Genomic DNA, 17,414 nt, shown 5'->3' with positions numbered 1-17,414 from the left:
ATGGTCTTAGATGACAAACAAGAGCTATAGTTTAGCTCACACAAAGTGGATGTTGTCGAAGGACAGGAACTTGTACCGATTACCGGAATGGACAAGAACATAGTCCGATTACTGATTAGATGTTTAGCTAAACACAGCATCCAGCGACATACGATGCACTCTTTAAAATGGGTACAGCATTAGAAATTGACCCATCCGATCCAACAACGTAATTTTTTCCGTATTATGATACGAGTGCATTCATTGAACTACTTAGGCTGCAAAATAACTATTTAGATTTAAGCAAGGGATCGAAAACATATAACTCATTCATGAAACTGGCAGGAAATGAGTTGCCTGGCGGTCAGCGTAAGCAATCTCACGAGTTGAATACGCATCTGGGTTACGAGAAGCATAGACGAAAGCGAAAGCTACTTTCAACAGTGGACGGGGCGGATCTATAACTGGGGCCAAATCCTCCTCTAGCTCTCCGTCTTCTTCCCCGATCGCATCGGTCAGCATTTACGCTAAGGTTCCACTGTTGGTGGGTTTACACAAAATTATTGACAGACCCTTACATTACAGGATGATGTGCTATATCCCAGAACATGCTACAAGACCGTTTCAGCAAGTCGATACATGCCTTCCACGATAAGCCTTTCGTCTACCTTGGCAAAGCCCAATACCCATCCTTTGCGTCTACTCTCCAAACAATAGGAATGTAGCTGGTGTACCCGAACTCCGCCCTGAAGCGCCCGAAGGGTCATCGCATCCTCGTCAAACGATTCATCCGCTTCCAGTAGTACATGCAAACCGGTTTCAATCCCTCGCAACGTGAACTTGTCTCCGAGACCACTGGCTGTAATCGCCTTTTGCATGACTTCATGACGACGTCTATAAATATTTCTGGCTCGTCGCATATGGCGCATAAAATACCCATGCTCGATGAAATGTGCTAGTGCCACTTGTTCCATGATCGGGAGGTGGCGATAGGTGAATGCTTGCACGCGAGCCAGTTGTGCAATGGCTTCGGCAGGTCCAACAATTGCGGATATGCGAATGCCCGGCATGGTCAATTTCGAGAAACTCATTAAATAGAGACAATTTTGTGGAAGTTGGCTAAATAAAGTGAGCATCGGATCTCCACGGTACCGGAATTCACTGTCATAATCGTCCTCGACAATCCATGCACGTTGCTGAGCGGCTCTATGCAAAAGCTGTTGCCTGCGTGGTTCTGATAACATTACACCTACGGCACACTGATGAGCAGGGGTCACAAGTATGAGCTTCGCGTCAGCGGGCACCTTCTCTATGACAAGACCGTGCTCATCAACAGGAACTGGAGTAACCTTCATTTGCCGGTATTTCATCGTCATCCAAGCAACGGGATAGCCTGGGTCCTCGACGGTTACGATATCTCCTTTGGTCAAAAGTGTTTGTGCGATGAGATCAATACTGTGCTGGGCTCCGGATGTTAGCAAGATTTGATCCGTTTGCACATGAATCCCGCGTTCTAGCGATAAATATCGTTGGATTTGTCGGCGTAACGGCTCAAAGCCATAAGCATCCCCGTAAAACCAGGAAGAAACATTGAATTGGGAAGAGGCATTCAAATACGATTTGCGCCACGCTTTTAACAACTGCGTATCTACAAAAGGTTGATAGGGACTAAAATCAATGACCGATTCCTGATTATCCTTACTTCTAAACCAGCGTTGGGACTGTTCGACTAGCAACGGCAGTTCAGGAAGCTTTGGCGGATCAAGCGAGGGAGCGCATTTGTCAATGATCTGAAACCAATCATTAACGCGTGTCCCCCCGCGTCCTGATGTTACCGTATAACCACGAGTTAGCAGTTCATCATACACAATTTGGATGGTGGAGCGGGACACTCCCAACTGCTGAGCGAGCTCTCGAGTAGGCGTCAAGAGCTGTCCTGGCTTCCAGACACCATTGGTAATATGATCGATGGCCTGACCGAGCAATTGCTGCCATAGGGGTCTTTTATCGTCCCGGTTTACTTTCAGCAATTTGATCCCCCCCTATAGGATGAAGTGAAATCAGGCCTATTTTGGATTGCTTAAACACATATCTATTGGACGTATGTAACCAATCCACTTATTGATATACTAGCATAGTGTTTTTCTTCTTTGCAATGCTGTACAGTTTTCGCGTAGTGAACGGTCGATGCAGTTTTATATCTTGATTCGTCTCCCGCAGGAGTAGAGGATGATTTGGAGTTGACGATATATTATGCCGTTATTCGTGTGACCAAACCCAACCCTCCGGTTGCTATTCATTTTTCAGGGCTTGCTGTTGAGATTCACCATGAACGAATGCAGGAACGTGGTATATAGTCACATCAGCAAACTTGTTGATCAAAATATTGGACGAGGTGATTTAAATGGCATCTATCGAAATTCTTTCATTATTTAACGATAAGAGGTTTGTTGGAAACCGATGTCTGCATTGGGGACATTTTTGAGCTTGGTAAAGCAATCGTTCAAGTTAGTCAGCCGAGACAGCCTTGTTACAAGTTGACGATCAGGCACGGTGTACCGGATATGCTCTTGAAGGTACAACAAACGGGCTACACGGGATTTTACTTCCGCGTTCTGGCAGAGGGGGTTGTTTCTAAAGACGACGGACTATCTCTTCTTCATCGTCATCCTAAGGAAATTACAGTTTCATTTGCCAATCGGATTATGCACCGAGAGAAGGATAATATCGAGGGCATCAAACAAATCCTCGAAGTGGAAGAATTGTCCTTGAATTGGAGAAATACGTTTCTAAAACGTTTGGCGGGAACCGAGACGGATTCTCGAGAAAGACTGACAGGCAACACGTAAGGCAATGAATCTGGAATGTCGTCTGTCCATGTAGAAAGGAATTGAATCTATAATGAATCTCATTTAAGGCGGTAGGCGGCGGGGCGCCCGTATTTATGAAGAGGGCCAGAGGCGCTTACTTCTGGGATGAAGACGTAAGAGGAGTGATCCAATGAATCTGCAAGATCGTCTGTCCATGGTCGAACATCGCATCCGCGAAGCTTGCGGGCGATGCGGTAGAAGCGAAGAGGAGATCCAGATCATAGCTGTGACGAAATATACGACGATGAAAACCGTGGAGCAAGTATTGTTGTCTGGTATAGGCCATGTCGGGGAAAGCCGTACGAAAGAAGCTCAGTCAAAATATGAGACCTTCCATCCACTAGGAACGTGGCATTTTATCGGTCATTTGCAAACTAATAAAGTAAAAGATATTGTCGGTAAATTCGAGTATATACATTCATTAGACCGCTTATCGTTAATGAAAGAAATAGAGAAGAAGGCTGCTGATTTGAATGCCGTCGTAAATTGTTTTATTCAGGTTAACGTTTCGGGGGAGAAGAGCAAACAAGGGCTTTCTCCGGAAGCTTTATTTTCATTTGCGCAGGAAGTTTCGCGGATGAAACAGATTCGAGTCGTGGGGCTGATGACGATGGCCCCGTACGAGCTCGATGCTGAAGCGACTAGACCGGTTTTTAGAGAATTGAGACGATTACGTGATGAACTTAATGCAAAAGATATTTTTTCCTATCCCGTGCAACATCTTTCTATGGGGATGTCCAATGATTTCGAAGTTGCGATCGAAGAAGGGGCTACCTGGTTGAGGCTTGGTTCGGTATTAGTTGGAGAGGAACCGATTCAGGCGAGGGATGCTTGACGGTCGTGAACAATTCGCTAATCCTTCGGGACGGCCAATACGAGATGAATATTGCGCGACATATTTAAAACGAGAGTTTGCAAGGTGGATCGAGATTATGGATTTGAAATAGACTAACAATCTAAATCGATTGATCTACCGGATATTGCTGACGAGATAGCTCATCAAAACCGCCTTTTCACCAAGGCGGTTTTATTTTGGTCAATTATCAACATTAGAATTTACCGGATAATGGGACTTGAGAATCAACTTTGTTTTATGGATTGCTCAAATACACTATTTTTGGATATGTAGATACAAACCATATTTTGATAAACTGACGTTGTGTTTCACTAATACGCATGGGTATACAGACACAAGCCCGCATTTCCTAGCGGACTGTCTTCGCATTGAAAGGCAGGGATGGTCAGATTAAAGTTCTGGTGTCAGATCAGCTGCTAATGTGACCTTGCTTGGTGTCGGCAGCACTTTTTGAAGACTTGTCGCAGGGTTAACTGCCCATGTACAAGAATAACAGGAGGCGTGAATATGAACACGAACATGAATACAGGTACAGAGCGGGTAAAAAGAGGGATGGCGGAAATGCAAAAAGGCGGCGTCATCATGGACGTGATGAATGCCGAGCAGGCCAAGATTGCGGAAGCGGCCGGAGCAACAGCCGTTATGGCACTGGAACGTGTGCCTTCCGATATCCGCGCAGCTGGCGGAGTAGCCCGCATGGCTGATCCGGCCATTGTGGAAGAGGTCATGAAGGTTGTATCGATACCGGTGATGGCCAAAGCTCGCATCGGGCATTATGTAGAAGCCAAAGTACTCGAATCGTTAGGCGTAGATTATATTGACGAGAGCGAAGTGCTGACACCTGCAGACGAAGTTTTCCATATTAGCAAAAGCGAATTCACCGTTCCTTTTGTCTGCGGTGCCAGAGATCTTGGCGAAGCGCTGCGCCGCATTCAGGAAGGAGCCGCCATGCTTCGCACGAAGGGCGAACCAGGGACTGGCAACATTGTGGAAGCAGTACGTCATATGCGCTTGATCAATGGTCAGATTCGCAAAGTGACGGGGCTGTCTAAGGACGAATTGTATCACGAAGCGAAGTTGCACGCCGTATCGTATGATCTGCTGTTACAGGTTCACGAATCCGGCAAGCTGCCGGTGGTCAACTTTGCCGCAGGTGGGGTGGCTACGCCAGCCGATGCAGCACTAATGATGCATCTGGGCGCGGACGGCGTCTTTGTGGGATCGGGTATTTTTAAGTCAGATAGCCCTGAAAAGTTTGCACGTTCGATTGTTGAAGCGACGACACACTACGAAGATTATGCGTTGATCGCAAGCGTATCGAAAAATTTGGGAACGCCGATGAAAGGAATTGAAATATCCAGTTTGCTGGAGCATGAACGGATGCAGGAACGCGGTCAGTAACAGTGTAAGAAAGCGGTGGTTAATCTGAAAAAGAGTTATTTATTTCCTACCTATAATAAGTTCCCGCTCACACTGGTGAGAGGACATCAAACCACCTTGTGGGATGATGAAGGGGAATCGTATTTGGACTTTATGGCTGGACTTGCCGTTTGTAATTTGGGTCATGTTCCGGAGCGGGTAAAAGCACGGATTCAAGAGCAACTGGAGCAATTATGGCATGTATCCAATTTGTTTCATATCCCGATTCAGGAAGAGTTTGCCGAGAAACTTGTGACGATCAGTTGTACGGATCTTGTGTTTTTCTGCAATAGCGGCGCTGAGGCAAACGAAGCGGCGATCAAATGCGCTCGCCGGTATCACCAGCGCGTGCTGGGAAATAATCGCTACGAGATTATTACATTTGAACAATCGTTCCATGGCCGTACAATGGCTACTTTGACAGCTACCGGACAAGAAAAGGTTAAGGATGGGTTTCTTCCGTTGCCGGAAGGGTTTGTGCATGCTCGCTTTAACGATATTCAGAGCGTAAGAAACAGCATCACGAACAAAACGGCGGCTGTCATGCTGGAACTGGTGCAGGGAGAGAGCGGCGTTCATCTTGCCGAACCCAAATTCGTATTTGAGCTGACTAAGTTATGCAAAGAGGAAGGGGTTCTCATGATCGTCGATGAAGTGCAAACCGGAATCGGGAGAACGGGGAGCCTGTTCGCTTATGAGCAGTATGGCATCGAACCGGATATCATTACACTGGCGAAGGGATTGGCCAGCGGTTTGCCGATCGGGGCGATGCTGGGGAAGGAGAAGCTACAAGAGGCCTTTTCGGCCGGCAGCCATGCTTCCACTTTTGGCGGTTCGCCTCTTCCTATGGCAGCAGGGCTGGCAACGATTGAAACATTGCTGGAGGACGGATTGGCAAAGCAAGCGCAACAGACGGGAGCATATGCGCTGGATAAGCTGCGCAAGGAGTTAAAAGCTTGTCCAGCCATCCGTGCCGTTCGAGGGCTAGGATTGCTGATAGGTATTGAATTTGCCGAACCTGTTGCGCCGATCATTCAGAAGCTGCACCAGAATGGACTTCTTGTTCTAGCGGGAGGAACCCACGTCATCCGTTTTATGCCAAGCTTATACGTAACTTGCGATGAGATCGATCAAGCGATCGACATTTTGAACAAGGTGCTGAAAGAACGCGATGGCAGCGCAAGCGGGACTCCCATATAAGCAAACCTCTGGCGGGCTACTTGTGCAAAAGGATCTCTGCCAGACGCTCAATCCCTTCTTCAATGGCGGCTTCGTCAACTTTAGCGAAACCCAGTACCCAACCTTTCCGCTTGCTTTCCAAAGCATACTGGCTGAGCGGATAAATGCGGATTCCTCTTTGCAGCGCGAGGCTCGTCACGGTTGCCTCGTCAAACGATGGCTCAGCTTCAAGCAGCATATGCAGCCCTGTTTCTGCGCCGCTTAACGTGAAGCGTTCGCTCAAACCTGTCGCCACGATGGCTTTCGTCATGGCTGCGTGTCTTCGCCGGTATATATTCCGCACTTTTCTCATATGGCGCATAAAGTGACCGTGTTCGATAAAATGGGTGAGCGTTAATTGCTCCATAATCGGAAGATGACGATAGGTTAGTTCATGGACGCGAGCGAGCTGACGAATGGCTTCTTTGGGGCCAACGAGGGCCGACATCCGAATACCGGGAGCGATCATTTTGGAAAAACTCAACATATATAACGTGTTCTGAGGCCGCTGACTGAACAAAGTGGGAAGCGGGTCGCCGCGATAGCGAAATTCACTGTCGTAATCATCCTCAACGATCCAAAATCGCTGATCCGCAGCCAAATGCAGCAATTGTTGCCTGCGAGGCTCCGACATAATAACGCCAACCGCGCACTGATGAGATGGCGTAACATACACAAGTCTGGATTCAGGGTGAATGCCGTCTACGCATAGCCCGTGCTCGTCGACCGGGACGGATACAACTTGCATACGCCGGTACTTCATCGCCATCCAGGCAGCAGGGAAGCCGGGATCTTCAACCGAAACGGTTGCTCCTTCATGCAACAGGGCTTGAGCGATTAAATCGAGGCTATGTTGTGCGCCTGAGGTCAGCAGAATTTGATCGACCTCCACATGAACGCCTCGTTCAAGCGACAAATAACGCTGAATCTGTTTTCGCAGCGGCAGATATCCATAGGCGTCACCGTAGGCCCAACTGTCCAGGTCTGTTTCTGTTGAAGCCTGCAAAAAGGATTGCCGCCAATTATTTAGAAATTGCTCATCTAAATACGGTTCATGGGGACTGAAATCGATCTCATCTCTACCCTTTTCTTTGTTTCCGAACCAGCTATGCAAATGGCCGATGGCGGTGTTTAATAGCGGCAATTCTGGCGGAACAGGCCCAAGGGCTGGAACTTCGTCTGCAGAGTGGGGCTTATATGTCCATTCACTAACTCTTGTTCCGCCGCGGCGAGAGGTTACGGTGTATCCGCGACTGAATAGCTCCTCATACACACTTTGGATAGTTGAACGGGAAACCCCAATCAGTTGCGCGAGCTCGCGGGACGGGAGCAGCAATTCGCCAGGCGGCCATTTTCCGGTCGTAATATTATGGATCGCTTGGTCAAGCAGCTGCTGCCAAATGGGACGTTCATCATCTCGGTTCACTTTGAGCATCGGATTCACCTCCAATATTTATTTTGGAATTATGGATTGTTCAGATGAATGGTTTATGGATAGTTTTTTATAATCCATTGATTGCTATACTATCATGAAAATCGTTGCTATTGCAACGCGTTGGTGGGAAGGAAGATGTCTGTGAAATTATTGGAACAACAGGACAAAACAATTGCGAACGCCATTTGGCAAGAAGCAGCACGACAGCGGAATAAAATAGAGTTGATTGCTTCGGAAAATTTTGTGAGCCGAGCGGTTATGGAAGCAACGGGTACGGTACTGACCAATAAGTATGCCGAAGGATACCCGGGAAGAAGGTACTATGGCGGTTGTGAATATGTGGATCGGGTCGAGGAACTGGCTATAGAGCGTGCGAAAACCCTTTTTGGTGCAGAACATGTCAATGTACAGCCTCACTCCGGCGCTCAGGCAAATATGGCGGTTTATTTTGCTTCCGTTGAACCAGGGGATACGATTTTAGGCATGAATCTATCTCATGGCGGCCATCTGACACATGGGAGCCCGGTTAATTTTTCCGGAAGATTCTACAATTTTGTGCCTTATGGTGTTGATGAGAAATCGGGGTGCATTGACATTGAACTTGTGCGAAAACTTGCGCTTAAGCACCGCCCGCGTATGATCGTTGTTGGTGCTAGCGCTTATCCACGGACGATCGATTTTGAGCCATTTGCTCAGATCGCAGCCGAAGTAGGAGCACTTTTCTTTGTAGATATGGCGCATATTGCAGGAATTGTCGCGGCAGGATTCCATCCTAGCCCCATTCCACACGCGCACTTTGTTACCACTACAACGCATAAAACGCTGCGAGGTCCAAGAGGCGGTATCATCATGTGCCGCAAGCCGTGGGCGCAAGCGATTGATAAAGCGATCTTTCCTGGAGTCCAAGGCGGTCCTCTTATGCATGCCATCGCGGCAAAAGCGGTTGCGTTCGGCGAAGCGTTGCAACCGGAATTCAAATCTTATATCGAAAAAGTGCTGGTTAACGCCAAAGTATTGGCTGAGGCATTATTAAATGAAGGGTTAACCGTTGTGTCGGGAGGTACCGACAATCATATTACTTTGCTCGACCTGCGCCCGATCGGATTAACCGGGAAAGAAGCTGAAAGCATACTTGATGAGGTGGGGATTACGGCGAATAAAAATGCGATTCCTCATGATACGGCAAGCCCGTTCATAACGAGCGGCATTCGCTTCGGGACTCCAGCTATGACAACAAGAGGATTGGGACCCCAAGAAATGAAAGAAATTGCTCGGCTTATTGGACTTGCACTTAAAAAACCTGAGAGTTCAGTCGCCAAGGAGCAAATACGAAGAAGTGTGCAGGAAATCACGTCACAATTCCCTTTATATGAAGGTCTACAGGAGGGATAAGCTATGGTCAATACCTATAATTTTAATGCTGGTCCGGGGGCGTTGCCGGCGGAAGTGTTGCAAGAAGCGCAAGAAGATTTGCGAAATTATCGAGGGATTGGCGCATCCATTCTGGAAATCTCCCATCGAAGCAAAGCATACGAAGCCATTCATCATGAAGCACAACAGTTAATTAAAGAGTTGATGGGCCTCTCTTCAGATTATGAGGTTTTATTTCTTCCCGGAGGGGCAAGCCTTCAATTTTCGATGGTGCCGATCAACTTTTTGGCAGAAGGAAAAGTTGCGGGGTATATACACTGCGGGACATGGTCGGGAAAAGCATGGCAAGAAGCGCAGAAAACAGGGCAGACCCTCGTGTTGGCAAGCGGGGAGAAACAAAATTTCAAACAGATGCCCGATCTAAGCAACTTGAATATTCCGAAAGAGATGGCGTATGTCCATCTTACATCCAACGAAACGATTGACGGCATACAATGCCGAAGCTTCCCTGATACCGGACATGTCTCCTTAGTGGTGGATATGTCTAGCGATATTTTTTCCCGTCCCATTGAAGCATCTCGATTTTCATTGATATACGCAGGCGCTCAGAAAAATTTGGGACCTGCGGGCGTCACGATCGTCATTGTCCGTCGCTCTTTGCTGGAGCGCATTCCGGAAGCGATTCCCGATATATTAAGTTATCGCACACATGTCAACCATCATTCGCTCTACAATACACCGCCAGTTTTTTCTGTATATATGGTGAACCTTGTGCTCAGGTGGATTATGAATCAAGGCGGCGTACAAGGGATGGCTGTCCGCAACCAGCAGAAAGCGGACCTTCTTTATCATGTGCTCGACAACAGCGGCGGATTTTATAAAGGATTGGCTTATAAGGACAGCAGATCGATGATGAACGTAACGTTTCGTGCATCCAGTCCAGAAATTGAAAACAAGTTACTTGTTGAACTGGAGCAGGAAGGATTCATGGGATTAAAAGGCCATCGGGATGCAGGACATTTGCGTGCTTCTATTTATAATGCAGTTCCTTATGAGCATTGCAAAGCTTTAGCGGATTTTTTGTCTGATTTCCAAAAGAGGAACAGCTGAATAGCCATTGAACAATGGTCTGGTTCAACTTTAAATTACAATAACTTGATCTTGCTATCTCGTTTTGAAAGGAATTGAACAATAATATGGATCATCACCGTACGCCATTGTTTACTGCTTTGCTTGAGCATGCGAATCGAAACCCGATTCCTTTTCATATACCAGGCCATAAAAAAGGAGAAGGGATGGAAGCCGGGTTTAAAACATTTCTGGGCGAAAATGCCCTGTCCATTGACTTGATCAATATTGCGCCATTGGATGATTTGCACCAGCCTACTGGCGTGATTGACGAAGCTCAGCGCATGGCTGCCCATGCTTTTGACGCGGACTATACATTATTTTCCGTTCAAGGAACGAGTAGTGCGATTATAACGATGATTATGTCTGTGTGTGGGCCGGGCGATAAGATTATTGTGCCGCGCAACCTGCATAAGTCGATTTTATCTGCCATCATCTTTGCTGGAGCTAAACCTGTATTCGTCACACCCGAGAGAGACAGACGATGGGGGATCGATCATGGCGTTTCTGTTCGTTCAGTGAAGAAGGCGATTGAAAGACATACGGATGCCAAAGCGGTACTCGTGATCAATCCAACCTATTTCGGTGTATGTACCGATCTGAAAGCCATCGTTGATTTAGCTCATGATTACGGCATACCGGTACTTGTTGACGAGGCGCATGGGGCATTGCTCCACTTTCATAACATACTTCCGTTATCAGCTATGCAGGCTGGGGCAGATATGGCTGCAACAAGCATGCACAAACTTGGCGGATCGTTGACACAAAGCTCGCTGCTCCATATTAAAAAAGGGCTCATTCAGCGTGAAAAAGTACAAACCATCTTTAGCATGCTGACAACCACATCGACTTCCTATATTCTCTTGGCTTCCCTGGACGCAGCACGGAAGCATCTTGCCTTGAATGGCTCAAAAATGGCAGCAAAAGCGATTCAACTAGCAGAATACGCCAGAGATCAAATCAACCAAATTCCCGGTCTGGCTTCTTTCGGCAGGGAGATTCTGTGGACGGATGCGGCCTTTGATTTCGACCCTACGAAGCTTACCATACATGTCCGAGAGTTAGGCATTACCGGATATGCTGCGGAGGAATGGCTGCGGAAGCACTACAATATTGAAGTAGAACTGAGCGATTTGTACAACATTCTTTGCTTAATCACACCAGGTGATTCGACAGAAACGGTAGTTTGTTTGCTGGACGGTTTAGCTGAACTTGCCAAAGCTCATCAAAACTCAAAAGCGGAAGCTGGAGCCATTGATGTCAAATTACCAGAAATTCCGCTGCTTGCTTTGACGCCAAGAGATGCCTTTTATGGGGAGGTCGAACTCATTCCCTTTGCGCATTCTGCTGGGCGCATCATGGCAGAGTCCGTTTATGTGTATCCCCCTGGTATTCCTATTTTACTGCCTGGGGAAGTCATAGCAGAACAACATATCCGATATATTCATGAGCATCTGAATGTCGGTTTGCCTGTAAGAGGACCACAAGATTTAACTGTAAAAAACATCAAGGTAGTTATCGAAGCCAAGGCGTTTTAACTAAAGGGGGAGCAACTATGAATCTCAGCACAAAAAGAAAGGATTCCTCTTCCATTGCGGCATTCGAGCAAGCCAAAAAAGTGATACCTGGAGGGGTAAATAGCCCTGTTCGTGCATTCTCAATGGTAGACTTACCGCCTGTTTTTGCGGCAAGAGGTCAAGGGGCGCGCGTGTTCGATATCGACGGCAACGAATTTATCGATTATATCGGATCGTGGGGGCCGTTGATTCTTGGACATGCTCATCCTGAAGTGGTAGAGGCGATCAAGGAAGCAGCGTTTCACGGAACTAGCTTTGGATTGTCTACGGAAATTGAAATCAAAATGGCTGAACTGATATGCAGGAGTATGCCGTCTATTGAAATGGTGCGTATGGTGAACTCTGGTACGGAAGCTTCGATGAGCGCATTGCGATTGGCAAGAGGATATACAAAGCGGCAAAAAATCGTAAAGTTTCAAGGTGGGTACCATGGGCATGCCGATGCGCTATTGATCAAGTCAGGCTCGGGCGCCGCTACCCTGGGATTGCCGGATAGTCCGGGAGTACCCGATAGTGTTGCTGCCCATACACTTACAGCGCCCTATAATAGCCTGGACAGCGTCCGCTTCCTATTTGAACAATATGGGGAACAAATTGCTGCCGTTATCGTCGAGCCTGTTGCGGGCAACATGGGGGTTATCCCGCCAGCTCCCGGATTTCTCCATGGGTTGCGCGAGATTACGAAGCAGTATGGCAGCTTGCTTATTTTTGATGAAGTGATGACGGGATATCGCGTAGGTTTTCATGGGGCACAAGGGCTGTATGGAATCGATCCGGATCTCACCTGTCTTGGTAAGATCATCGGAGGCGGGTTGCCCGTCGGCGCTTACGGCGGTAAACGCGAGATTATGGAGCAGGTTGCTCCTGTCGGGTCAATCTATCAGGCGGGCACATTATCAGGCAATCCGCTTGCTATGGCTGCCGGATATCGAACCTTACGATTGCTTGAAGAGCCGGGAGTGTATGAGGAGTTGGATAGAAAAGCGGCCAGATTGACAGAAGGTTTTGCACAAATTGCCAAACTTGCAGGCATACCGCTCAAAATAAACAGGGTGGGCTCTATGTTTTCAGCTTTTTTTGCGGAGCAGGAGGTTGTTGACTACGATACCGCCAAACGTTCGAATATGCAGTTATTTAAAGCGTATTATGCAGCCATGCTGGAGCTCGGTATTTTAACTGCCCCTACACCTTACGAGGTGAATTTCGTCTCGGCAGCTCATTCCGACGAAGATATCGAAAGGACGATCAGCGCTTATTATCAAGCATTAATTAGGATCAGCAATAAGGGGTGATCATTCTGGATACTTCTAACATAAGAAAACTGTTCCTTATGAAGGAGCGCGGGCGAAAGCAGTTCGTTTTATCCATGCAGAACGGGTTGGGCGATTGCCGCGATTTGCTTCACTGGCATGGGGCGGTCGTCATGGTAGATGGAGCGCAGAGCATTCCCGATATCAAGGTGGATGTGCAAGAGCTGGATTGCGATTTTTATGCCTTTTCGGGGCATAAAATGTGCGGGCCAACCGGCATCGGAGTGTTATACGGAAAAAGAGGTTATCTCGAGAAAATGGAGCCGAAAATACTTTAGGGAAGTGGAATAATATGAGAATTCATTACTTGCAGCATGTTCCATTCGAATCACCTGAACGAATATCGGATTGGGTTAAGGACAAAGGCTATGAGTTAACGGGCACTTTATTATACGAAAGCACGCATTTCCCATTTCAGTCGGAGTTCGATATGCTCATCATTTTGGGCGGTCCGATGGGGGTGTACAATGAGGAGAATTTTCCATGGCTTGTCCGCGAGAAGGCGTTTATTAAAGAAACGATCCGGCAGCGGAAGATGGTACTCGGCATATGCTTGGGCGCACAATTGATTGCAGAAGCGCTTGGCGGAAAAGTATATAGCAATCGGTACAAGGAAATTGGCTGGCATCCTGTAAAAATGACGGAAGAGTCTCAGAACTCTGTAGTTTTTAAACAGTTTCCGCAGGAGTATGTTCCTTTTCACTGGCATGGAGACACGTTTGAATTACCTGATGAAGTTAAGACGGCTGCAATCAGTCTTGGCTGTGCAAATCAGGCGTTCGAATACAACGGCCACGTGATCGGGCTGCAATTTCACCTGGAGAGCAGCAATGACAGCATCAAAAAGCTGATTGAACACTGCGGTGATGAAATTGAACCAGGCACGTATGTCCAACTTCCAGATCAAATGATGGATCAGACGTCTTTCCTTGCTCATTCGAATACCATTTTGGTACATTTACTCGATACATTGGATAAGAACAATCGGGCTCCTAATAAGGGGCAAGATTTGGTTTATAAGAAGAGCAGCGGGGAAGTGATTTAAATTTCAGGAGAAAAGGAAGGCTTACAATTACTGAGTTTGTGGAAGATGAGATTGAATCTTATCTCACGAAGCTATTCGAATACTATAAATCATACCAAGTCCAATTCCTATAGAAAGAAGCTAATTACATGAGAAATCGAAGAACCAACAGCCTTAGAGTACCAACGATGAGCCCATCACCTGAGAGTATATCTCCCATACCAATCATACCAAATGACAAAGAGTATGAATTGAATCGTTGGCTATGCGTTACAGCACTTTTTATGGCATCCCTAAATCTCAGACCTGTTGTTTCATCTATTGCACCTGTCTTGGCGAACATTCAACATGACCTTGGCCTAAGCGGCGCTGTATCCAGCTTACTCGTTTCTATTCCGGTGTTATGTATGGGAATACTTGCTCCGTACTCTGTAAAATTGAGTGAAAGACTGGGGATTGAGCAGATCATCACCTTCTCCTTGATGCTGATCGGAGGGAGCACATTTTTACGCCTGTTTATCCATTCCGCTTCATTGTTATTTTTCACTACATTGTTATCCGGTGTGGGTATTGCTATGATGGGACCCTTGTTATCCGGTTATATTAAAAAGCATATGGCTGACAGAGCACCCTCCATGATTGCAATCTACTCAATGGCTCTAGCATTGGGTGCTGCACTTGGTTCAAGCCTTACTTCACCCTTGCATTGGAAGCTTCATTCGTGGCAAATGTCATTATCGGTTTGGGTGATACCTGTCATTCTCGCATTGCCGCTATGGTTTAATGTACTAAAGCGACAGCCTTCTAGCTCTAAACTGAACTCAACCGTTTCATACAGAAAATCGTTAGAACTACCTTGGCAAAAGGGAAAAGCATGGATTCTAGCTGTGCAATTCGGAATGTTATCTCTTGTATTTTATTCCCTTTTAGGTTGGCTTCCCTTAATCCTTATTGGAGCAGGTGCATCCAAACTTCACGCCGGGCTTATGGTTACCTTGTTCGCTTTGATACAAATTCCGAGTGGTACCGTTGTGCAGCAGCTTCTTATAAGACATCCTTCAAGACGAAATTGGCTCATCGTATCCTCCATGATTCAAGCTGCTGGTCTGTTACTTATTTTCTTTTCCACTTATTTATGGCTTGCTGTGTTAATTTGTGGTTTGGGATCGGGTATGCTGTTTGCACTGCTCAACTTGCTTCCGGTTGAACTGACTACTTCACCTGAAGAGGCGGCCTCATGGGCGGCTATGACTCAGTGCATAGGCTTTCTGATTGGAGCGTCTGGACCATTCTTAACTGGCTATTTGCATGATCGTATGGGTCATTTTAATACAGGAATATTGGCAATGGTATTCATCTCTATTGCAATGGGAATTCTATCCCTAACTATGGTGTCTAAAGAAGATTCATTGGTTTTATCAACAAGATAACAGAAAATATCAAAAGAATAGAATGTAAAAATGAACCTGGAGGTCTACATTTATGAGAATTTTCGTTGCTAGGGCAAGTGGTGTTATTGGGAGATTGTTGCTGCCGCAATTAGTACAGACTGGACACGAAGTCATTGGCATGACGCGGAAAGAAGGACAAAGAGAAGCCATTGAACAAACAGGAGCCAAAGCACTTCCTACTGGGAGTGATGACTGTTCTTCCGCCTTGAATATCGGGCGTTTTTTTTGATGTCAGACGACATGTCGAGGGACAAGAACATAGTCGCATTGAAGTCGCTATTTTAGCGGCTTTTTTTATTTTATCGGTACAAGTTCTTGTCCCAATCCAAGGACAAGAACTTGTACCGATTCCCGGAATGGACAAGAACATGAGCCGATTGCCGGTTAGATAAGTATCTAACAATGTTTCCGTGCAATTTCATTAAGCTAACTGCACTAACAAGAACAAGAAACGATAGTTCAAAACAACACCACAGCAGCCGACGATGGGCTCCTCTAAACAGTATCATTTTTTGACATGATTTATCGTTATGATTAACCCATCAAGAAAAAACAAATGATTGATCAAAAAAGGAGCTGGGATGATGGCAGCTATACCCTTGAGGAGAAAGACGGCTTAATCGTTGTAGGTATTGGAACGGAACTGAAGAGCGAATACACGGACTATGCGGGCATGGACAAGGAGAAGGAAAACTTCTGGCGAACAGTGGAGCAGGATGGAAGGCTTGACGCTTTAAAGGCTGTCGCTGCGAACGACTACATCTTTGCTGTGAACGAACTAGTAAACCGCAAGAGGATGTATTATGTCGGCGTCATGACAGAGGCACTGGTACCTGAAGAACACAGAGAGATCCAATTTCCTAAAGGACAATACCTCGTCATTAAAGGCGAAGGGAAAACGTCCGATGATTTGAGTCGGATGCTTACCGGCATTGCCTTTGGTCAAATCTTGCCGGAATCCGATAACTTCGCTTATGTCGGCGGCCCCAATGCAACGGTTGAGATGGGGCAACGTGACAACCTTGTATATGGAGAAATGTGGATTCCGGTTGTGAAGAATTAAATAAACGAAACCAGAGGAGGAATAGAAATGAGTACAATTAAGAGTAATGAAAAGATCGCAAAGGTTGGATCCCGTCATATCGGAAGGACGGCCGTTTATTGGACCGTCACTATCATTCTTGCTTTCTCTATTGCATTAAGCGGGATCGGACAATTGGTGCGATATGGTGGCAATGTCGATTTAGTGACTGATATTGGTTTCCCTTTATATATCACGAATATTCTCGGGACTTGGAAATTGCTTGGAGTCCTTGCGATCATCATGCCAGGTTTCCCCCGTCTTAAGGAATGGGCTTACAGCGGTATGTTCTTTCTAATGACGGGTGCGGCCTTATCTCATGTGTTCGCTCATGATTATGGGGCTGGTGGATTCCATGTTATTCTTCCACTTTTCTATGCCGCGCTTTGCATAGCTTCCTGGGCGCTTCGTCCAAAAAGCCGCAGACTCTAATAAGTCGTGACATTAAGCTAACCCATTCGTGATTCCAATAGACTTCAACTAACAACTGTATAACAAACGTTTTACCGCTAGAGAGCATCATATTTGTATTGTAGCAAAACCGTTACCGCTAATAATTGTACTTTTAATCGCATTAACAATTGAAACAATTCTTGCTCGGACATTATTTATAGCAAGGTTATAGTGGAAGCGGAAAAGGTCTAGGGCAAATAAAAATCAGGGGATAACGTTTATAGCCCTGGAAACAACGATTA

At 46.5% G+C, this 17,414-nt stretch carries 14 protein-coding genes and 2 pseudogenes; 14 read left to right on the top strand and 2 right to left on the bottom strand.

The window, feature by feature from the left end; all coding sequences use genetic code 11:
- Positions 1 to 590: 590 nt before the first annotated feature.
- Positions 591 to 2,009: a MocR-like pyridoxine biosynthesis transcription factor PdxR gene (gene pdxR, locus BN6628_RS12185; protein ID WP_068617753.1), complete on the bottom strand. Its 1,419-nt coding sequence runs from the start codon at positions 2,007 to 2,009 to the stop codon at positions 591 to 593.
- 390 nt (positions 2,010 to 2,399) lie between these two features.
- On the opposite strand from pdxR (BN6628_RS12185), the pseudogene BN6628_RS12180 reads away from it, so the two are divergent.
- The 4 genes and pseudogenes from BN6628_RS12180 to BN6628_RS12165 all read left to right on the top strand — a co-directional run.
- Positions 2,400 to 2,828: pseudogene (locus BN6628_RS12180) on the top strand (MOSC domain-containing protein); the annotation flags it as partial.
- A 151-nt stretch (positions 2,829 to 2,979) separates the two neighbouring features.
- Positions 2,980 to 3,684 (top strand): YggS family pyridoxal phosphate-dependent enzyme, encoded by a 705-nt coding sequence (locus BN6628_RS12175; protein ID WP_068617751.1) that lies wholly within the window; start codon positions 2,980 to 2,982, stop codon positions 3,682 to 3,684.
- A gap of 540 nt (positions 3,685 to 4,224) precedes the next feature.
- Complete coding sequence (pdxS, locus tag BN6628_RS12170; protein ID WP_068622250.1) at positions 4,225 to 5,106, top strand: pyridoxal 5'-phosphate synthase lyase subunit PdxS; 882 nt, start codon at positions 4,225 to 4,227, stop codon at positions 5,104 to 5,106.
- Positions 5,107 to 5,121: 15 nt separating this feature from the next.
- On the top strand, positions 5,122 to 6,324 hold the full coding sequence (locus BN6628_RS12165; protein WP_068617749.1) for an acetylornithine transaminase: 1,203 nt from the start codon (positions 5,122 to 5,124) through the stop codon (positions 6,322 to 6,324).
- A gap of 16 nt (positions 6,325 to 6,340) precedes the next feature.
- On the opposite strand, the gene pdxR (BN6628_RS12160) is transcribed toward BN6628_RS12165, so the two are convergent.
- Positions 6,341 to 7,777, bottom strand: a complete 1,437-nt coding sequence (pdxR, locus tag BN6628_RS12160) for a MocR-like pyridoxine biosynthesis transcription factor PdxR (protein ID WP_068617747.1) — start codon at positions 7,775 to 7,777, stop codon at positions 6,341 to 6,343.
- A gap of 141 nt (positions 7,778 to 7,918) precedes the next feature.
- Between pdxR (BN6628_RS12160) and BN6628_RS12155 the strand changes: the two genes are divergently transcribed.
- From BN6628_RS12155 to BN6628_RS12110, 10 genes and pseudogenes are all read left to right on the top strand, one after another.
- Positions 7,919 to 9,169, top strand: coding sequence for a serine hydroxymethyltransferase (locus tag BN6628_RS12155; protein WP_148449326.1), 1,251 nt, complete (start codon positions 7,919 to 7,921; stop codon positions 9,167 to 9,169).
- Between the two features lie 3 nt (positions 9,170 to 9,172).
- Complete coding sequence (gene serC, locus BN6628_RS12150; protein WP_068617743.1) at positions 9,173 to 10,258, top strand: 3-phosphoserine/phosphohydroxythreonine transaminase; 1,086 nt, start codon at positions 9,173 to 9,175, stop codon at positions 10,256 to 10,258.
- Positions 10,259 to 10,344: 86 nt separating this feature from the next.
- A complete protein-coding gene (locus tag BN6628_RS12145; protein ID WP_068617741.1) occupies positions 10,345 to 11,814 on the top strand; it encodes an aminotransferase class I/II-fold pyridoxal phosphate-dependent enzyme in 1,470 nt (489 codons plus the stop codon).
- A gap of 17 nt (positions 11,815 to 11,831) precedes the next feature.
- Positions 11,832 to 13,145 (top strand): glutamate-1-semialdehyde 2,1-aminomutase, encoded by a 1,314-nt coding sequence (gene hemL / locus BN6628_RS12140; RefSeq protein WP_068617739.1) that lies wholly within the window; start codon positions 11,832 to 11,834, stop codon positions 13,143 to 13,145.
- A 110-nt stretch (positions 13,146 to 13,255) separates the two neighbouring features.
- Positions 13,256 to 13,429, top strand: a pseudogene (locus BN6628_RS25650) (aminotransferase class V-fold PLP-dependent enzyme); the annotation flags it as partial.
- A 26-nt stretch (positions 13,430 to 13,455) separates the two neighbouring features.
- Complete coding sequence (locus BN6628_RS12130; protein WP_068617735.1) at positions 13,456 to 14,208, top strand: type 1 glutamine amidotransferase; 753 nt, start codon at positions 13,456 to 13,458, stop codon at positions 14,206 to 14,208.
- 128 nt (positions 14,209 to 14,336) lie between these two features.
- Positions 14,337 to 15,617, top strand: coding sequence for an MFS transporter (locus tag BN6628_RS12125; RefSeq protein ID WP_082926888.1), 1,281 nt, complete (start codon positions 14,337 to 14,339; stop codon positions 15,615 to 15,617).
- Between the two features lie 52 nt (positions 15,618 to 15,669).
- A complete protein-coding gene (locus BN6628_RS26640) occupies positions 15,670 to 15,867 on the top strand; it encodes a hypothetical protein (protein ID WP_068617733.1) in 198 nt (65 codons plus the stop codon).
- 327 nt (positions 15,868 to 16,194) lie between these two features.
- Entirely contained in the window at positions 16,195 to 16,701 is a 507-nt protein-coding gene (locus BN6628_RS12115; RefSeq protein ID WP_068617730.1) for a GyrI-like domain-containing protein, read from the top strand.
- 27 nt (positions 16,702 to 16,728) lie between these two features.
- Positions 16,729 to 17,151 (top strand): DoxX family protein, encoded by a 423-nt coding sequence (locus tag BN6628_RS12110; protein ID WP_068617728.1) that lies wholly within the window; start codon positions 16,729 to 16,731, stop codon positions 17,149 to 17,151.
- Positions 17,152 to 17,414: the final 263 nt, after the last annotated feature.

This window comes from Paenibacillus tuaregi, assembly GCF_900086655.1.
GTDB lineage: Bacteria > Bacillota > Bacilli > Paenibacillales > Paenibacillaceae > Fontibacillus > Fontibacillus tuaregi.
The sequence above is the reverse complement of the archived record's forward strand: the minus strand, read 5'-3'. Positions and strand labels throughout refer to the sequence as shown.